Genomic DNA, 17,457 nt, shown 5'->3' with positions numbered 1-17,457 from the left:
AGGTCATGGAAAAAGCCCCTAAGTGTCACCGAAGAGTGGCAATTCGCGCGCACGGTTGATGTCGTGCGAAAACGGACCATCTCGCTGGTGAGGGGGGCGAATGCCTCCTAGCGGACCCCCGCGTTCGGGCCCTGCGAAGATGTGCCAGAGTTGCCACGTCCGCCCTGTCAGCACGTACCGTACGGCAACACAGGTGGGACCAGGTGGGGCAGCGGGAAGGGGCAGCCGGTTTGACCACGAGCGCACCGCAGGCGGCGCAGGCCGTCACGCTGCCTACGACGCTGGACGAGGCGGTGGCGGCCCTCACGGCCATGCCCGCCGCCGTTCCCGTGGCCGGCGGCACCGACCTCATGGCCGCCGTCAACTCCGGGCAGCTCAGGCCCGCCGCACTGGTCGGCCTCGGCAAGATCAGCGAGATCCGCGGCTGGCAGTACCAGGACGGGCACGCACTGCTCGGCGCGGGTCTCACGCACGCGCGCATGGGCCGTCCCGACTTCGCCGCCCTGATCCCGGCGCTCGCTGCGGCGGCGCGCGCGGCGGGCCCGCCGCAGATCCGCAACGCGGGCACCCTGGGCGGCAACATCGCCACGGCCGCCCCCACCGGGGACGCGCTGCCCGTACTGGCCGCCCTGGAGGCGACGGTGATCATCGCGGGTCCGGGCGGAGCCCGCCGGGAGATTCCGGTGTCGCACCTGCTGGCCGGCGTGGAGATGCTGCGCGGCGGCGAACTCATCGGGTACGTGCGCGTGCCGCTGCTGCACGCCCCGCAGGTCTTCCTCAAGGCCACCGGCCGCACCGGTCCCGGCCGCGCGGTCGCGTCGGTCGCGCTGGTCCTCGACCCCGCCCGGCGCGGAGTGCGGTGCGCCGTCGGTGCCATAGCGCCGATGCCGCTCAGGCCCCTGGACGCCGAGCAGTGGGTCGCCGGGCTGATCGACTGGGACAACAGCCGCGCGATCGTCCCCGAGGCGCTGGCCGCCTTCGGGGAGTACGTCGCCGCGGCCTGCATCCCCGATCCGGTCCCGGCCGAGGACGGCTCCGTACAACAGCTTCCGCCCGCCGTACTGCACCTGCGGCGCACCGTCGCCGCGCTGGCCCGACGAGCACTGGGGAGGGCGCTGTCGTGACCGACGACCAGCACGGAGAGGGCACGCCCCAGGGCGGCAGCCGCTGGGACCCGCTGCCCCAGGGCGACTACGACGACGGCGCCACCGCCTTCGTGAAACTGCCCGAAGGGGGCATCGACGCCCTCCTGGCCTCCGCCGACAGCCCGCTGGCGGCGCCCGGCCACGGCTATGTGCCTCCGCAGATAACGGTCAACCCCGCCGGGGCCGACCCCTCCGCCACCGGCGGCTGGCCGGCGCCCGCCGAAGCGGTGCAGTGGCCCGACCCGAACGCGGTGCCCCAGGACACCGGGAACGACCGGTTCACGTACAACCCGGGGGCGACCGGGCAGTGGAACTTCGAGACCGTCGAGGGATCGGCGGGATCGGCGGCGGAGCACACGGCAGCGGCGCCGGGCCACGATGTGACCGGGCAGTGGTCGATCCCCGTCGCCGGAGGGGATCTTCCGGACGAATCGGGCGAGTTCACCTCATCGTCCCTGGTCGAGCAGTGGGGCGGCGGCACACCGCCGGCCACACTCCCCGGCGGCGCGCCCGCTCCCTGGGCGACGGAGGCCGCCGGGCAGCCGTGGGCGCAGGATGCGGCGAACACCGCGGCTCCCGCCGACGCCGCGGTGGACGCACCCGGCCAGACACACGGCGAGGTGTCCGCGCAGGCGTACACGAGGCCACACCCGGGGACTCCGGCGCAGCAGCACGGGGGCGCTCCCGCCCGGCCGCACGCGGAGGGGCCCGGAGAGCGCGCAGCACAGCCGCACCCGGACGCTCGCCCCCAGCAGCACCCGGAAGTCCACGCCTCGCAGCACCCGGAAGTCCACACCTCGCAGCACTCGGAGGACCGCCCGCCGCAGCACCCGGGGGCGCCCGCCCAGCCGCACGCGGACGCTCACGGAGAGGCCGCCGCGCAGCACGCGCAGGCCCACGCCCCGCAGCATGGCGAGGCACCGGTCCGTCCGGCATCCGACGGAGCCCACGCCCAACAGCCCGCGGACGGAACCGCCGTAGCGGACTCACCGAACGCGCACGAGACGAACGCGCTCGAGACCGCCGTAGCCGCCCCACAGCCCGCTCAGAGGGCCCGTGAGGCAGCCGAGGTGTCCGAGGGCGCCCAGGGGGCCGGAGAGGCCGCTGAGGGGGCCGTGGAGCGTTCCGCGGAGCCGGAGCGAGGGCCGGAACCGCAGTCGCGTGCCGACACGGAGGCCGGTGCGGAGTCCCCCGGGTCCGAGACCCCGGACGAGGCGCCCACGCCGCCCGGCGACGAACACCCGCTCGCCTCGTACGTGCTGCGCGTCAACGGCGTCGACCGGCCCGTCACCGACGCCTGGATCGGCGAATCGCTGCTCTACGTACTGCGCGAACGGCTCGGCCTCGCCGGCGCCAAGGACGGCTGCTCGCAGGGCGAGTGCGGCGCGTGCAACGTCCAGGTCGACGGCCGGCTCGTCGCCTCCTGCCTGGTGCCCGGAGTCACCGCGGCCGGCAGCGAGGTCCGTACGGTCGAGGGCCTCGCGGAGGACGGACACCCCTCCGACGTGCAACGGGCGCTCGCCCGGTGCGGCGCGGTGCAGTGCGGCTTCTGCGTGCCGGGCATGGCGATGACCGTGCACGACCTGCTGGAGGGCAACCCGGCGCCGACCGAACTCGAGGCCCGCCAGGCGCTGTGCGGCAACCTGTGCCGCTGCTCCGGCTACCGCGGCGTCCTGGACGCCGTCAAGGAGGTCGTCGGCGAACGCGAGTCGCACCGCGCGGCCGACGCTGAGACGGACGCGGACGAGGCACGTATCCCGCACCAGGCGGGCCCGGGAGCCGGCGGCGTCAACCCGTCGGCGTTCGAGCCGCACGACCAGGCGTACGGACAGGACGGAGGCCCGGCGTGAGCAACGAAGCCGCCACCGCGACCACGGCCGCGGAGGCAGCCCCCGCCCCCGAGGAGATCCCGCACGGCCTCGGCGTGTCCTTGCACCCCGCCGACGCGGGCGCCAAGACCGAGGGCACGTTCCCGTACGCGGCCGACCTGTGGGCCGAGGGCCTGCTCTGGGCGGCCGTCCTGCGCTCACCGCACCCGCACGCGCGCATTGTGTCGATCGACACGTCCCACGCGCGCGAGATGCCCGGCGTCCGCGCCGTCGTCACCCACGAGGACGTGCCCGGCGCCCCCCGGTACGGCCGGGGCAGCGCCGACCGCCCGGTGTTCGCCTCCGAGGTCGTACGCCACCACGGCGAACCCATCGCCGCCGTCGCCGCCGACCACCCCGACACCGCGCGGATGGCCGCGGCGGCCGTCATCGTCGAGTACGAAGTACTCGACCCGGTGACCGACCCGGAACAGGCCTTCGAGGCCGAGGCGCTGCACCCCGACGGCAACCTGATCCGCCACATCCCGCTGCGCCACGGCGACCCGGACGCGGCCGGCGACATCGTCGTCGAGGGCCAGTACCGCATCGGCCGCCAGGACCCGGCGCCCATAGGAGCCGAGGCGGGTCTCGCGGTGCCGCGTCCGGACGGCGGCGTCGAGCTGTATCTGGCGTCCACGGACCCGCACAGCGACCGCGACACGGCCGCCGCCTGCTACGGCCTGGAGCCCGACCGCGTGAAGGTCGTCGTCACCGGTGTGCCCGGCGCGACCGCCGACCGCGAGGACCAGGGCTTCCAACTCCCGCTGGGCCTGCTGGCGTTGAAGACCGGCTGCCCGGTCAAACTGACCGCCACGCGCGAAGAGTCCTTCCTGGGCCACACCCACCGCCACCCGACCCTGCTGCGGTACCGCCACCACGCGGACGCGGAGGGCAAGTTGGTCAAGGTCGAGGCACAGGTCCTCCTTGACGCGGGCGCCTACGCGGACACCTCCTCGGAGGCGCTGGCCGCCGCGGTGTCCTTCGCCTGCGGCCCGTACGTCGTCCCGAACGCGTTCATCGAGGGCTGGGCCGTACGCACCAACAACCCCCCCTCCGGCCACGTACGCGGAGAGGGCGCCATGCAGGTCGCCGCCGCCTACGAAGCCCAGATGGACAAGCTGGCGAAGAAGCTCGGCGTCGACCCGGCGGAGCTGCGCCTGCGCAACGCGCTCGCCACGGGCGACGTCCTGCCGACCGGCCAGACGGTGACATGCCCCGCACCGGTGGCGGAGTTGTTGCAGGCCGTACGGGACTTCCCCCTTCCGGCGCTCCCCAAGGACACGCCCGAGGAGGACTGGCTGCTGCCCGGCGGCCCCGAGGGCGCGGGCGAACCGGGCGCGGTGCGCCGGGGAGTCGGCTACGGCCTCGGCATGGTCCACATGCTCGGCGCGGAGGGCGCGGACGAGGTCTCGACGGCGACCGTCAAGGTCCATGACGGAGTCGCCACCGTCCTGTGCGCGGCCGTCGAGACCGGCCAGGGCTTCACCACCCTCGCCCGGCAGATCGTCCAGGAGACACTCGGCATCGACGAGGTGCACGTCGCCCCGGTCGACACCGACCAGCCACCGGCGGGCGCGGGCTGCCGGGGCCGTCACACCTGGGTGTCCGGCGGCGCGGTGGAGCGCGCGGCGAAGATGGTCCGCACGCAGCTGCTCCAGCCCCTGGCGCACAAGTTCGGCATGTCCACGGAGCTGCTGCAGATCACCGACGGCAAGATCACGTCGTACGACGGAGTCCTGTCGACCACCGTCACCGAGGCGATGGACGGCAAGGAACTGTGGGCCACCGCCCAGTGCCGCCCGCACCCGACGGAACCCCTGAACGAAGCCGGACAGGGCGACGCCTTCGTGGGTCTCGCCTTCTGCGCGATCCGCGCGGTCGTGGACGTCGACATCGAACTCGGCTCGGTACGGGTCGTCGAACTGGCCGTCGCCCAGGACGTGGGGCGTGTGCTGAACCCCGCCCAGCTGACGGCACGTATCGAGGCCGGTGTCACACAGGGCGTGGGCGTCGCGCTGACGGAGAACCTGCGCACGGCACGCGGGCTGATCCGCCACCCCGACCTCACGGGCTATGCCTTGCCCACGGCGTTGGACGCGCCGGACATCCGCATCGTGAAACTGGTCGAGGAGCGCGACGTGGTCGCCCCCTTCGGCGCGAAGGCCGCCAGCGCGGTACCGGTGGTGACGTCCCCGGCGGCCATCGCCTCCGCGGTCCGCGCCGCGACGGGCCGCCCCGTCAACCGCCTCCCGATCCGCCCGCAGGCTGCGGTGGTGACCGGCCAGTGACCGCCCCCGACCCCGGTCCGCCGCGGTACGAACCACCGCCCAGCGTAGGGAAATTGCTGGTCTGGGCGCTGGTGTTCGTGTTCGCGGCGGTAGTGGTCGTGCTCGGCGGTATCTACTTCGCGTGACCGGCTGTGTGCGACGCAACAGCCTTGGCGTTGCCGGGCTGCGGGCCGTTGTCAGTGGTGCGGCGTAGTGTTCTGGACGTGGGGACGGCGGGGCTGTGAGCGCGCTCGTACGACGGCCGTGGTGCCGAACCGCGCCCCGCTCGGGGACTGAGCGACCATTCATGCACGGGGGATTCCATGAGCACGACCAGCGGGACTTGTATCGCGGTGACCGGCCTGACCGAGGGCGGGCCGGAACCGTTCGGGGTGGATGCGCCGCCGGGCCATGGGGTCTGGCGTGAAGCGGAGCCGGCGCTGTGCCTGCGGCAGCCGGGCGGCGATGAGCTGCTGTCGCTCGCCGAGCTGCGCCAGGAGGGCCGGCTGCGCACGCTGGTGCGGTTCGCGTCGGCGGCCGATGAACTGGCCCGACTGCGCCACGAGTTCGCGGCCTACGCGGGACGCTTCGGGCCGGGCGCGGTGGCGGAGGCCTCCCGTCGGCTGCTGGCCGTCTGGGAGGAGGGGACGGGCGCTGCGATGCCGGCGTTCCGCAGCATGGGCGCACTGATCCGCCCACTCGCCTGGATCGCCGAGCCCGGCAGCGGCCTCGCCCTCGACCTGCCGCCGCGGCTGCTGGACGAGGAGTTCGGCACCGCAGCGATCGTCCGCTTCGAGGACGTCGACTTCCCCGCGACCCTCACCCACGAACCCACCCGCCGCTTCCTGCGCGACGTGGGCCTGCCGGAAGAGGCCGCCCGGTTCACACTGGACACGGACGTCCCACCACGGACCCTCGCCGAGTACGCAACGGACGAGCGGGACGGCAACCTCGCCCTCCCACCCGGCTCCGACCACCTGATACGCCTCGGCCACCTCACCACCGACACCAGCCTCGTGATCGACGGCGCGACAGGGATGGTCCTGTACTGGAGCGAGCGGGACGAACTGCCGCGCCCACTCAACACGGACCTCTCCACGCTGGCGTTCACGCTGTGGCTGCTTCGCCGGGAGGAGAACGGGAGAGGGACGGTAGAGGCCGTGGCGGGAATCGAACCCGCGTAACTCGCTTTGCAGGCGAGCCCCTCAACCACTCGGGCACACGGCCTTGCTTCGTGTATTGACCGTAGGGCGCTGTGGGGGAGGGGCTCAAGGGAAGCGGGGGTGGTGCAACGGGACTGCCATACCGCGTTCATGAAACGGGGGCGTGGGGGCGGTCGTACGACCTAGGGCGGAGGTGGGGCCGTTCTCTCGACAGGGGTCAACGTGGGTTGTGGCCCTTACGCTGGCGACCATGACCGCCCTCGAACCGAGTGACACCGACGTTGCTGATCCCGACGGCGCCTCCTCGGCCGGCGAGCGCGACGAGACCGTCCTGAGCCGTTCCTACCGTGCGCTCAGTGTCGGGATCGTCTCCGTCGTGCTGCTGATCGCCTTCGAGGCGACCGCTGTCGGGACGGCGATGCCGGTGGCGGCGCGGGAGTTGGACGGGGTGTCGCTGTACGCGTTCGCGTTCTCGGGATTCTTCACGACGAGCCTGTTCGGCATGGTGCTCTCCGGTCAGTGGTCGGACCGGCGAGGGCCGCTCGGGGCGTTGACGACAGGCATCGCCTCCTTCGCGGCCGGTCTGCTGCTGTCCGGCACGGCGGGCGCGATGTGGCTGTTCATCCTGGGGCGGGCCGTGCAGGGGTTCGGCGGCGGGCTGGTGATCGTCGCGCTGTACGTCGTCGTGGGCCGCGCCTACCCGGGGCGACTGCAGCCCGCGATCATGGCGGCGTTCGCGGCGAGCTGGGTCGTGCCGTCCATCGTCGGCCCGCTGGCGTCGGGCGCGGTGACCGAACACCTCGGCTGGCGCTGGGTGTTCGTCGGCATCCCGGTCCTCGTCGTCTTCCCACTGGCGCTCGCGCTGCCGCAGATACGGCGGCGGGCGGCGGGGCCGGTGGATGGTTCGGGGGGTGGTCGGCCCGGCGGCTCGGTGGGCGACCCCGTGGACGGTTCGATGTCCGACGAGCCTGTGCGGGTGCGCCGGGCCTCCTTCGACCGGCGTCGTATCCGGCTCGCACTCGGGATCTCGCTCGGCGCGGGGCTGCTGCAGTACGCCGCGCAGGATCTGCGGTGGCTGTCGCTGGTGCCCGGCGTGGTGGGTGCCGCGCTGATGGTGCCGGCCGCTCTGGGGCTGCTGCCGCGGGGTACGTACCGGGCGGCCCGTGGGCTGCCGTCCGTCGTGTTGTTGCGCGGGGTGGCCGCGGGCTCCTTCATCGCCGCCGAGTCCTTTGTGCCGTTGATGCTGGTCACCCAGCGGGGGCTGTCGCCGACGCTGGCCGGGTTCTCGCTCGCGGCGGGCGGTGGGACGTGGGCGCTGGGGTCGTGGGTGCAGTCGCGGGCGCGGGTGGCGCCGTACCGGGAGCGGCTGATGACGCTCGGGATGGTGTTGGTCGCGGCCGCGATCGCCGCCGCGCCGAGCGTGCTGATCGAGGCGGTGCCGGCCTGGATCGTTGCCGTCGCCTGGGCCGTGGGCTGCTTCGGCATGGGGCTGGTGATCTCCTCCACCAGCGTGCTGCTGCTGAAGCTCTCCGCCCCCGAGGACGCCGGCACCAACTCCGCCGCCCTCCAGATATCCGACGGCCTCTCCAACGTCCTCCTCCTCGCGGCGGGCGGCGCGGCCTTCGCGGCACTGGGTGGCGGCACGGTGGCGCACGCCGCGACGGAGGCGGCCGGCGCGGGTTCGCATCCTGCCGCGTTCGCCGCGGTGTTCCTGCCGATGGCGGGGGTGGCGTTGGTGGGGGCTTGGGTGACTACGCGGCTGCGGGCCCCGAGGGCGGAGCCCGCTGATGGATGCTGTGCGGTGACACCGAGTGGTACCGCGTAGTACCGTCGATGCATGGCTGGACTGAACCTGCGGTTTACGGACGATGAGCTCGACGCGCTGCGTGAGCGTGCGGCAGCGGAAGGGCGCAGCATGCAGGCCTTCGCGCATGATGCCGTGATCGCGGCAATAAACGAGCACTCGCGCCTGTTCAACGAGGCTGCCGAGCACGTGCTGAAGGCCAGTGCCGAGCTGAACCGGAGGCTCGCCTGATGCACTACCTCACGCTGCCCGAGCTGCTGAACCTCGCAAAGCGGCTCGGGGCGGACGAGGTGCGCGATTACGGGCTCCTGGACTCGGCACTGGCGCGTCCCCAATCAAGCGTGTTCGGGCAGGACGCGTATCCGGACGTCTGGCAGAAGGCCGCGGCCCTGATGGAGTCCCTCGCCCGCAACCACGCCCTCGTCGACGGGAACAAGCGCATCGCCTGGTACGCGACCTGGGTCTTCCTGCACATGAACGGGCACCCCCTCGACGCCGACTTCGACGTGGACGAGGCCGAGGCGTTTGTGCTCGACGTCTGTCAGGGGGCATCGGACGTACCGAAGATCGCGGCTCAGTTGCCGCGCTTCGCACGCTGACCCCAAGGCCCACTGTGACCTCAGTCCCATCCAAGGGCGCCCCGGCACAGTCCGCCCGTTGACGGAAACCCGGCGCCGGTAGGGTGGCCCGGTTGTCATACCCGGCCGCCCAACCCCCAACGGAGACCGTGACTACCACCGCCGCCAGCAGCTCGTCGCATCACCTGTCACCCGCGTTCCCCGGCCGCGCCCCCTGGGGTACCGCCAGCAAGCTGCGTGCCTGGCAGCAAGGGGCGATGGAGAAGTACATCCAGGAACAGCCGCGTGACTTCCTGGCCGTGGCGACGCCCGGCGCCGGAAAGACGACGTTCGCGCTGACGCTGGCGTCCTGGCTGCTGCACCACCACGTCGTGCAGCAGGTGACCGTCGTCGCGCCGACCGAGCATCTGAAGAAGCAGTGGGCGGAGGCGGCGGCGCGCATCGGGATCAAGCTCGACCCGGAGTACAGCGCGGGGCCGCTCGGCAAGGACTACCAGGGCGTCGCGGTCACGTACGCCGGTGTCGGCGTGCGCCCCATGCTGCACCGCAACCGCGTCGAGCAGCGCAAGACCCTCGTCATCCTCGACGAGATCCATCACGCCGGTGACTCCAAGTCCTGGGGCGAGGCCTGCCTGGAGGCCTTCGAACCGGCCACGCGCCGGCTCGCGCTCACCGGTACGCCGTTCCGGTCCGACACCAACCCCATCCCGTTCGTGGCCTACGAGGAGGGCAACGACGGAATCCGGCGCTCCGCCGCCGACTACACGTACGGCTACGGCTCCGCCCTCTCCGACGGCGTCGTCCGCCCCGTCATCTTCCTTTCCTACAGCGGGAACATGCGGTGGCGTACGAAGGCCGGTGACGAGGTCGCCGCCCGGCTCGGCGAGCCCATGACCAAGGACGCGATCAGCCAGGCCTGGCGCACCGCCCTCGACCCGCGCGGCGAGTGGATGCCGAGCGTGCTGCGCGCCGCCGACCAGCGGCTGACCGAGGTCCGCAAGGCCATCCCGGACGCGGGCGCGCTCGTCATCGCGTCCGACCAGGACTCGGCACGTGCGTACGCCAAGCTCATCCGCGAGATCACGGGCACGAAGGCCACGCTCGTCCTGTCCGACGACGCCGGCGCGTCCGGCCGGATCGACGAGTTCAGCGGCAGCAACGACCGGTGGATGGTCGCGGTCCGGATGGTGTCGGAAGGCGTCGACGTGCCGCGGCTCGCGGTCGGCGTGTACGCCACGACCATCTCCACGCCGCTGTTCTTCGCGCAGGCCGTCGGCCGTTTCGTACGGTCCCGGCGGCGCGGCGAGACGGCCTCGGTCTTCCTCCCCACCATCCCCGACCTCCTCACTTTCGCCAACGAGATGGAGGTCGAGCGCGACCACGCCCTCGACAAGCCCAAGAAGGAGGGCGAGGAGGACCCGTACGCCGGGGAGGAGAAGCTCCTCCAGGAGGCCGAGCAGCAGCAGGACGAGGACACCGGCGAACAGGACCAACTGCCCTTCGAGGCGCTGGAGTCCAACGCCGTCTTCGACCGAGTCCTGTACGACGGCGCCGAGTTCGGCATGCAGGCCCACCCCGGCAGCGAGGAGGAGCAGGACTACCTCGGTATTCCTGGGCTGCTGGAGCCCGACCAGGTGCAAATGCTGCTGCAGAAGCGGCAGGCCCGGCAGATCGCGCACAGCCGCAAGAAGCCGGACTCCGAGGCCGACCTGCTCGAACTGCCCGCCGAGCGGCGGCCGGTGGTCAGCCACAAGGAGATGATGGAGCTGCGCAAGCAGCTCAACACCATGGTGAGCGCGTACGTCCACCAGAGCGGCAAGCCGCACGGGGTGATTCATACGGAGCTGCGACGCGTGTGCGGTGGGCCGCCGAGCGCGGAGGCCACGGCGGGTCAGCTGCGGCAGCGGATCGCCAAGGTGCAGGAGTGGGCCACGCGCATGCGGTGACGCTGGGCGCTGTGCCTGAGCCGGTTTTCCGGGGCGGACCTGTCGTGTTTTCGGCTGCGGGCCGTCCGTGGCTGGTCGCGCCCACGCGGCGGAGCCGCATATGTTACAGCCCCGCGCCCCTCTGGGGCGCGCATACCGCCGCAAATCAAAGTAGTCCGTACCGGCAACTGACCGGATTCTGGACGGAGCCTTCCGCTCAGCGAACTCCCTTCGCTACTGTCCCGCTACGCACACGCCCCGTGGCAGCGCCGCCGCGGAGCGCAGCCGTGAAGCGTCGCGGCCCGGAAAGCCGGGCCGCCGACCGATCGTCGGCCTCTGAAACGCGTCACCGACGGGACTCGGTGACGCATCCGCCGCGAGGGGGCCGTCGACCTCACCACTAAGGAGTGGGCGTCGTGACCGCGGAGACCTCCCAGACGCTCGACCGGGGACTGCGTGTCCTCAAACTGCTGGCCGACACGGACCACGGGCTGACCGTCACCGAGCTTTCCCACAAACTGGGCGTCAACCGGACCGTGGTGTACCGGTTGCTCGCCACGCTTGAGCAGCATGCACTGGTACGACGTGACCTGGGCGGACGTGCCCGGGTCGGGCTCGGAGTGCTGCGGCTGGGGCGTCAGGTGCATCCCTTGGTGCGGGAGGCGGCGTTGCCCGCTCTGCGGTCGCTGGCCGAGGACATAGGTGCGACCGCGCATCTCACGCTGGTGGACGGGGCGGAGGCGTTGGCCGTCGCGGTCGTCGAGCCGACGTGGACCGACTATCACGTGGCGTATCGGGCGGGGTTCCGGCATCCGCTGGACCGGGGCGCCGCGGGCAAGGCGATCCTCTCCGCGCGACAGCGGGCGGTGGCGGAGCCGGGGTACACCCTGACGCACGGTGAGCTGGAGGCGGGGGCGAGTGGGGCTGCGGCGCCGTTGATCGGGGTGACCGGGGTCGAGGGGAGTGTGGGGGTCGTGATGCTGGCGGATGCGGTGCCGGAGCGGGTGGGGCCGAGGGTCGTCGATGCGGCGCGGGAGGTTGCGGAGGCGCTGCGCTGAGCAGTTGCCGTGCGTGAGGGCTGGGCGGGGGTGGGTCGCGCAGCCCGGCGCTGACGGGGTGCCGCCTGCGCCCACCCGTGCCGCCCCAGGCGGCACGACTGCCCGCAGGCTGTGTGGCCCGCGGGTGCAGGCTGCTGGGTGGGCGCCGCCCTTGCGGCACGCATGCCCGCAGCTCTACGTGCTGCCCTCGGTCACCACCCCGAACCTCGCCCGTTAGATTGATCCCGTGTTCCTCTCTCGTCTCACGCGCCCGCAGGCCCTGGTCGTCTGTGCTCTGCCCGTCGTCGGTCTGATCGGGGCGGCGGTGTTCGCGCCGCTGCCGTTTTCGTTGACGCAGCCGGGGCTGACCGCGGATGTGCTCGGGGAGAACCGGGGGACGCCGGTGATCACGATTTCCGGGGCGTCGACCCGTGACACGAGCGGGCAGCTGCGAATGACGACGATCGAGGCGACCAACCCGGATACGGACGTTTCGCTCGGGGACGTGATCGACTCCTGGTTCCGTACGGATCGGGCGGTCATGCCGCGCGACTCCGTCTATCCGAGCGGTAAGAGCGTCAAGGAGATCGAGCGGCACAACACGGAGCAGATGCGCGCGTCGCAGGACGCGGCGACCGAGGCCGCGCTGAACTATCTCGACCTCAGCGACAAGAACGTCAAGGTCACCCTGAGGCTCGCCGACGTCGGCGGCCCCAGCGCCGGGCTCCTCTTCTCCCTCGGCATCATCGACAAGCTCAACGGCAACGGCAGCGGCGGCGACCTCACCGGCGGTCGTAGCGTCGCCGGCACGGGGACGATCGAGGCCGACGGAACGGTCGGCGCGGTCGGCGGCGTCGCCCTGAAGACGCAGGCCGCGCGGCGCGACGGGGCGACCGTGTTCCTGGTCCCGAAGGACGAGTGCGGCGACGCGAAGTCGGAGCTGCCGAAGGGGCTGCGGCTGATTCCGGTGACCAACCTCAAGGGCGCGGTCAGTGCGCTGGTGGCGTTGGAGAGCGGGAAGGGTTCCGTGCCTAGCTGCTAGGGCTGGGCGCCGGGGCCGACGGTCTGGGGGTGGCCAGTCGCAGGCCCACTTCTACGAGGGTCCAGCCGACGCGGGTCCGCAAGGGACGGCCGGGCTTCGCCGTGGCGCCCGCGAGACGGTGTGCCGCTGCCTCGGCACGCAGCTCGGCGGCACGGGCGTGATGCAGGGCGAGATGGATGTCGGGGTGCATCGGGTGGTCGCCTCTCAATGCGTCGGGCTGGGAAAGACGTGCGTGTGGACGCGTACCGTCTCCGCGTCCGGGGTGTCCTCGGACAGAGATGGCAGTGACGCATAGCTCTGCACCAGGTCGTGCATCTTCTCGATGAGTTCCTCGGCGAGCTCGGGCGTGAGCCGCAGCGTGAAGTCGCTCAGATCGCTCGCGCGGTCCCACTCCACCGACCAGTCGCTCGGATTGCCGAGCCAGGTCGCGAGCTCCTGGGTGTGCACGTTCGAAACCTCGTGCATGAACACGGCTGCCGCACCGCGCACGCTCGGATCCGGGTCCCGGCGCAGCGTCTCGTCGAACCGCACGCCATCGTCGGCCGCCTGCCACCACCGCTCCCGCCCCTTGCCTCGCTCCGGCGCGTCCTCCACGAAGCCGTGCGCGGCGAGCTGGCGCAGGTGGTAGCTGGTGGCGCCGCTCGACTCACCCAGCCGCTCCGCGAGCATCGACGCCGTGGCCGGTCCATGCCGCCGCAACGCGACCAGCAGCTGAATGCGCAGCGGATGCGCCAGCCCGCGCAGTGAGCGGGCATCCAGTGTGCGCACCTTGGGCTCTTCGGGCTCGGTCATGCATGCAAAGGTAGCGTTGCAAAGAGACCTTTGCAACGGGTCCTTTGTAAGCAGGTCCAGCCCCCTCACCCCTCCCTGACAAACCCCTCCTCCACCATCCAGTCCAACGCCACCTGATGCGGATCCTCCCCCTCGACATCCACCTTCGCGTTCAGCTCCTGCGCCACCGCGTTGTCCAACCGCCTGGTGACCGGGTCGAGGACGTCCGCGATCGCCGGATACTTCTTCAGCGTCTTGGAGTTGATCTCGGGCGCCGCGTTGTAGTTGGGGAAGAACTTCTTGTCGTCCCGCATCACCTCGAGGTTCATCGACTTGATGCGCCCGTCGGTGGTGAAGACCTCCCCGTAGGTGCAACTGCCCTTCGCCGCCTGCGTGTAGATGATCCCGGTGTCCATCTGCGTGATGTTGCCCGCCGGTACGTCCATGCCGTACGCCTTCTGCATGCCCGGCAATCCGTCCGCCCGGTTGGCGAACTCGCCCTCCACGCAGAGCGTCACCGCGCTCGGGTCGGACTTCGACAGGGCGGCCACGTCGAAGAGGGTCTTCGTGCCGTACTTCTTGAAGTTGGCCTGGTTCATGGCGAGGGCGTACGTGTTGTTGAGCGACGCCGGCGGCAGCCAGGTCAGCCCGTTCTTCGCGTCCGCGTCCCGCACCGCCTCCCACTGCTTCTGCGGGTCGGCGATGGGCTCGCTGTTGCCGAGGTAGGTGATCCAGGCGGTGCCCGTGTACTCGTACATCCCGTCCGCGTCGCCGCCCTTGACCGCCTCGCGGGCGCCGACGGAGCCCTGGATGCCGGTGCGGTCGAGCACGTCCGCGCCGGCCGCTTCGAAGGCGATGCCCATGATCGCGCCGAGGATGAGCTGTTCGGTGAACTCCTTGGAGGTGACGGTGAGGTCGGCGCCCTTGAGGGGCTCGCCCTGTCCGATCGAACCGGGACGGACGTCGTCCACCATCGGCGACCCGCTGGTCAGACCGCAGCCACTCACCATGACGGCCATAGCCAGCACCGCGCACAGCCGCCGCCTCATGTCCCCACCTCCAACCCCCGCGGCCGCAGCAGCAGTTCGGCCAGTGAGGCCAGCCAGTCCACCAGCAGGGCGAGTACGACCGTGAGGACCGAACCCAGCATCAGCACGGGCATCCGCTGGTTGGTGATACCGGTCGTGATCAGTACGCCCAGCCCGCCGCCCCCGCCGAACGTCGCCAGCGTCGCCGTACCGACGTTCAGGACGAGCGCCGTCCGCACGCCCGCCAGGATCAGCGGGACCGCCAGCGGCAGTTCGACGCGGGAGAGCACGCCGAGCGGGGACATGCCGATGCCGCGGGCGGCCTCCAGCAGGGTCGGGTCATTGGCCTTCAGGCCGGCGATCGTGTTCGACAGCACCGGCAGGATGGCGTAGACGATGATGCCGATCAGGGCCGCCTTCCGGCCGATGCCCAGCCAGATCACCAGCAGGGCGAGCAGGCCGATCGCGGGCGTCGCCTGACCCATGTTGGCGACCGCCATCGCCACCGGGGTCGCCTTCCTCATGGCCTTGCGGGTCAGCAGGATGCCCAGCGGGATCGCGATGATCAGCACGAAGAAGGTGGAGATCACCGTGAGTTCGATGTGCTGCCACAGGGCCTTGGACACCTGGCCGTCCGACAGCGCGTTCTCGGAGAGGGGGTCCAGGTCGGCCTGCTCGAACCACAGCCAGGTCGCCAGCAGCACGGCGATGAGGACGACCGGCAGGAAGGTGAGCTTCTGCCAGCCGATCCGGCGCTGTGCCACCGCCCGTGGCGGCGGCGGTTCCTGGTCGCCGTTGGCCTCGCCCTCGTCCCGGAAGGCGTGCCCCTTGACCTCGTGCTCGCCTTGGGGGCGCTGGTCGGAAGAGGTGGTCACGCCTTCTTCTCCCCTCCGACGCCCTCCTGCTCGGCGTGCGTCTGCAGGGCCCGGGTCTCCTCCAGTTCGTGCTGGTGCTCCATGGCGTCCAGCCGGTCGGCCTCCAGCAGCTCGTGCACGGAGTTCATCAGCGTCTCCATGTCGACGACGCCCGTGTACTCGCCGCGTCGCCCGGTCACCGCGACCCGCCCCGCGTTGTCGGTGAGGACCGCCTCCAGCGCGTCGCGGAGGGTCGCGTCCCGGGTCACCGTGTCGTGCACGAGCGTGCCCGCGCGGGCCAGCGAGCCCCGGGCGCGCATCATGTCGCCGCGCCGGAGCCACTTGTACGGCCGTCCGCGCTTGTCGAGCAGGAGGATCTCGTTGGTGCCGCTGGCGCGCAGCTTGTTGAAGATCTGCTGGAGCGGGTCGTCGACGGTGACCGTCGGATAGTCGGTGATCTCCACATCCCGTACGCGGGTGAGGTTCAGCCGCTTCAGCGCCGCCCCGGCTCCGACGAACCCCGATACGAAGTCGTCGGCCGGGTTGGTGAGGATCGCCTCCGGGGTGTCGAACTGAGCGATGTGGGACCGTTCGCGCAGCACGGCGATGCGATCACCGAGCTTGATCGCCTCGTCGAAGTCATGGGTGACGAAGACGATCGTCTTGTGCAGTTCGTGCTGCAGCCTGATCAGCTCGTCCTGGAGGTGATCGCGGGTGATCGGGTCGACCGCGCCGAACGGCTCGTCCATCAACAACACCGGCGGATCGGCGGCCAACGCCCGTGCCACGCCCACGCGTTGCTGCTGACCGCCGGAGAGCTGGCGCGGATAGCGGCCGTGGAACTCGCCCGGGTCGAGCCCGACGAGGTCCAGCATCTCCTCCACCCGCGATCTGATCCGCGCCTTCGGCCAGCCGATCATCTTCGGCACCAGCGCGATGTTCTGGGCGACTGTCATGTGCGGGAAGAGACCGGACGCCTGGATGGCGTACCCGACGTTGCGGCGCAGCTTCACCGGGTCCATGTCGGTGACGTCCTCGCCGTTGATGCGGATGCGCCCGCCGGTCGGTTCGATCAGCCGGTTGATCATCTTGAGCGTCGTGGACTTTCCGCAGCCGGAGGGCCCGACGAAGATGACGATCTCGCCCGCCTTGATCTCCATGTTCACGCTGTCCACGGCCGGCTGTGGGCTCCCCGGATACCGCTTGGTGAGGTTCTCCAGCTCGATGGAGGCACCGGAGGTCGTCTTCTCGGCTACGGAGGTCTCGGCTACGGAGGTCTCGGCTACGGAGGTCTCAGGCACGGAGGTCTCAGGCACGGAGGTCTCAGGCACGGATCCCCCTGGGGATGGTCAGCCGTCCGATGAGGACGTACGCGGCATCGAACAACAGCGCCAGGATGATGATCCCGAGCGTTCCCGCGAGCACCTGGTTGATCGCGTTCTTGCTGCCCAGCGAGGCCAGCCCGCGGAAGATCACATTGCCGAGGCCGGGCCCGGAGGCGTACGCCGCGATCGCCGCGATGCCCATCAGCATCTGCGTGGAGACCCGGATCCCGGTCAGGATCGGCGGCCAGGCCAGCGGCAGCTCGATCCGCACCAGCCGGGCCACGCGCGACATCCCGATGCCGGCCGCCGCGTCCACCAGCGTCGGATCGACCCCGCGCAGCCCGACGATCGCGTTGCGCACGATCGGCAGCAGCCCGTACAGCGTCAGCGCGATCACCGTGGGCGGCACTCCCAGCCCGACGATCGGGATGAGCAGACCGATCATGGCGAGCGACGGGATGGTCAGAATGGTCGAGGTGGTCGTCGTGGCGAGGCTTCCGGCCCACTCGCTCCGGTAGGTCACGATCCCGATCAGGACGCCCAGCACGGTCGCCACGACCATGCACTGGAAGACCGCGCTGGCGTGTTGCCCGGCATCCGCGAGCAACTGCTGATGCCGGTTGCCCAGGTACTCCCAGAAGTTCACCCGC

General features: G+C 71.2%; 16 protein-coding genes, 1 tRNA gene and 1 pseudogene. 11 read left to right on the top strand and 7 right to left on the bottom strand.

The window, feature by feature from the left end; all coding sequences use genetic code 11:
- Positions 1-230: 230 nt before the first annotated feature.
- The 5 genes and pseudogenes from QQY66_RS18345 to QQY66_RS18325 all read left to right on the top strand — a co-directional run.
- Positions 231-1,124, top strand: coding sequence for a xanthine dehydrogenase family protein subunit M (locus QQY66_RS18345; protein WP_301981436.1), 894 nt, complete (start codon positions 231-233; stop codon positions 1,122-1,124).
- The gene (locus QQY66_RS18340) at positions 1,121-2,995 is read left to right on the top strand and encodes a 2Fe-2S iron-sulfur cluster-binding protein (protein ID WP_301981435.1); all 1,875 of its coding nucleotides are present in this window, start codon (positions 1,121-1,123) and stop codon (positions 2,993-2,995) included. The genes QQY66_RS18345 and QQY66_RS18340 overlap by 4 nt, the downstream gene beginning before the upstream one ends.
- Positions 2,992-5,301, top strand: coding sequence for a xanthine dehydrogenase family protein molybdopterin-binding subunit (locus QQY66_RS18335; protein ID WP_301981434.1), 2,310 nt, complete (start codon positions 2,992-2,994; stop codon positions 5,299-5,301). Before QQY66_RS18340 ends, QQY66_RS18335 begins: the two co-directional genes overlap by 4 nt.
- Positions 5,298-5,426 carry a hypothetical protein gene (locus QQY66_RS18330; RefSeq protein WP_301981433.1) on the top strand — a complete coding sequence of 43 codons (129 nt, stop codon included), beginning with the start codon at positions 5,298-5,300 and terminating at the stop codon, positions 5,424-5,426. The genes QQY66_RS18335 and QQY66_RS18330 overlap by 4 nt, the downstream gene beginning before the upstream one ends.
- Positions 5,427-5,786: 360 nt before the next feature.
- Positions 5,787-6,416: pseudogene (locus QQY66_RS18325) on the top strand (SUKH-4 family immunity protein); the annotation flags it as partial.
- A gap of 19 nt (positions 6,417-6,435) precedes the next feature.
- On the opposite strand, the gene QQY66_RS18320 reads toward QQY66_RS18325, so the two are convergent.
- Positions 6,436-6,507, bottom strand: a tRNA-Cys gene (locus QQY66_RS18320).
- Positions 6,508-6,693: 186 nt separating this feature from the next.
- Between QQY66_RS18320 and QQY66_RS18315 the strand changes: the two genes are divergently transcribed.
- The 6 genes from QQY66_RS18315 to QQY66_RS18290 all read left to right on the top strand — a co-directional run bounded on the left by QQY66_RS18315 (position 6,694) and on the right by QQY66_RS18290 (position 12,829).
- Positions 6,694-8,268, top strand: coding sequence for an MFS transporter (locus tag QQY66_RS18315; protein WP_301981432.1), 1,575 nt, complete (start codon positions 6,694-6,696; stop codon positions 8,266-8,268).
- 12 nt (positions 8,269-8,280) lie between these two features.
- Entirely contained in the window at positions 8,281-8,478 is a 198-nt protein-coding gene (locus QQY66_RS18310; protein WP_301981431.1) for a hypothetical protein, read from the top strand.
- Positions 8,478-8,846, top strand: a complete 369-nt coding sequence (locus QQY66_RS18305; RefSeq protein ID WP_301981430.1) for a type II toxin-antitoxin system death-on-curing family toxin — start codon at positions 8,478-8,480, stop codon at positions 8,844-8,846. Before QQY66_RS18310 ends, QQY66_RS18305 begins: the two co-directional genes overlap by 1 nt.
- A gap of 128 nt (positions 8,847-8,974) precedes the next feature.
- Positions 8,975-10,771: a DEAD/DEAH box helicase gene (locus QQY66_RS18300; RefSeq protein ID WP_301981429.1), complete on the top strand. Its 1,797-nt coding sequence runs from the start codon at positions 8,975-8,977 to the stop codon at positions 10,769-10,771.
- A 395-nt stretch (positions 10,772-11,166) separates the two neighbouring features.
- Positions 11,167-11,808: an IclR family transcriptional regulator gene (locus QQY66_RS18295; protein WP_301981428.1), complete on the top strand. Its 642-nt coding sequence runs from the start codon at positions 11,167-11,169 to the stop codon at positions 11,806-11,808.
- A 226-nt stretch (positions 11,809-12,034) separates the two neighbouring features.
- Complete coding sequence (locus tag QQY66_RS18290; RefSeq protein WP_301981427.1) at positions 12,035-12,829, top strand: S16 family serine protease; 795 nt, start codon at positions 12,035-12,037, stop codon at positions 12,827-12,829.
- Here the strand turns inward: QQY66_RS18290 and QQY66_RS18285 are convergent.
- The 6 genes from QQY66_RS18285 to QQY66_RS18260 all read right to left on the bottom strand — a co-directional run bounded on the left by QQY66_RS18285 (position 12,819) and on the right by QQY66_RS18260 (position 17,453).
- The gene (locus QQY66_RS18285) at positions 12,819-13,019 is read right to left on the bottom strand and encodes a hypothetical protein (protein WP_301981426.1); all 201 of its coding nucleotides are present in this window, start codon (positions 13,017-13,019) and stop codon (positions 12,819-12,821) included. The two genes, QQY66_RS18290 and QQY66_RS18285, sit on opposite strands and share 11 nt — an antisense overlap.
- Positions 13,020-13,033: 14 nt before the next feature.
- Positions 13,034-13,621 (bottom strand): transcriptional regulator, encoded by a 588-nt coding sequence (locus tag QQY66_RS18280; RefSeq protein ID WP_301981425.1) that lies wholly within the window; start codon positions 13,619-13,621, stop codon positions 13,034-13,036.
- A 65-nt stretch (positions 13,622-13,686) separates the two neighbouring features.
- On the bottom strand, positions 13,687-14,649 hold the full coding sequence (locus QQY66_RS18275; protein WP_301981424.1) for a glycine betaine ABC transporter substrate-binding protein: 963 nt from the start codon (positions 14,647-14,649) through the stop codon (positions 13,687-13,689).
- Positions 14,646-15,503: an ABC transporter permease gene (locus QQY66_RS18270; protein WP_301981423.1), complete on the bottom strand. Its 858-nt coding sequence runs from the start codon at positions 15,501-15,503 to the stop codon at positions 14,646-14,648. Before QQY66_RS18270 ends, QQY66_RS18275 begins: the two co-directional genes overlap by 4 nt.
- Positions 15,500-16,813, bottom strand: a complete 1,314-nt coding sequence (locus QQY66_RS18265) for a betaine/proline/choline family ABC transporter ATP-binding protein (protein WP_301981422.1) — start codon at positions 16,811-16,813, stop codon at positions 15,500-15,502. Before QQY66_RS18265 ends, QQY66_RS18270 begins: the two co-directional genes overlap by 4 nt.
- Positions 16,806-17,453 carry an ABC transporter permease gene (locus QQY66_RS18260; protein WP_301981421.1) on the bottom strand — a complete coding sequence of 216 codons (648 nt, stop codon included), beginning with the start codon at positions 17,451-17,453 and terminating at the stop codon, positions 16,806-16,808. The genes QQY66_RS18265 and QQY66_RS18260 overlap by 8 nt, the downstream gene beginning before the upstream one ends.
- Between the last annotated feature and the right edge of the window lie 4 nt (positions 17,454-17,457).

The sequence above is a fragment of the Streptomyces sp. DG2A-72 genome, from assembly GCF_030499575.1.
In the GTDB taxonomy this organism is placed as follows: domain Bacteria; phylum Actinomycetota; class Actinomycetes; order Streptomycetales; family Streptomycetaceae; genus Streptomyces.
This window is presented reverse-complemented; position numbering and strand designations above follow the sequence as displayed.

Coding starts and splice junctions, on each gene's coding strand:
- QQY66_RS18310 (WP_301981431.1), top strand. CDS start 8,281: ATGGCTGGACTGAACCTGCGGTTTACGGACGATGAGCTCGACGCGCTG.
- QQY66_RS18315 (WP_301981432.1), top strand. CDS start 6,694: ATGACCGCCCTCGAACCGAGTGACACCGACGTTGCTGATCCCGACGGC.
- QQY66_RS18305 (WP_301981430.1), top strand. CDS start 8,478: ATGCACTACCTCACGCTGCCCGAGCTGCTGAACCTCGCAAAGCGGCTC.
- QQY66_RS18285 (WP_301981426.1), bottom strand. CDS start 13,019: ATGCACCCCGACATCCATCTCGCCCTGCATCACGCCCGTGCCGCCGAG.
- QQY66_RS18275 (WP_301981424.1), bottom strand. CDS start 14,649: ATGAGGCGGCGGCTGTGCGCGGTGCTGGCTATGGCCGTCATGGTGAGT.
- QQY66_RS18280 (WP_301981425.1), bottom strand. CDS start 13,621: ATGACCGAGCCCGAAGAGCCCAAGGTGCGCACACTGGATGCCCGCTCA.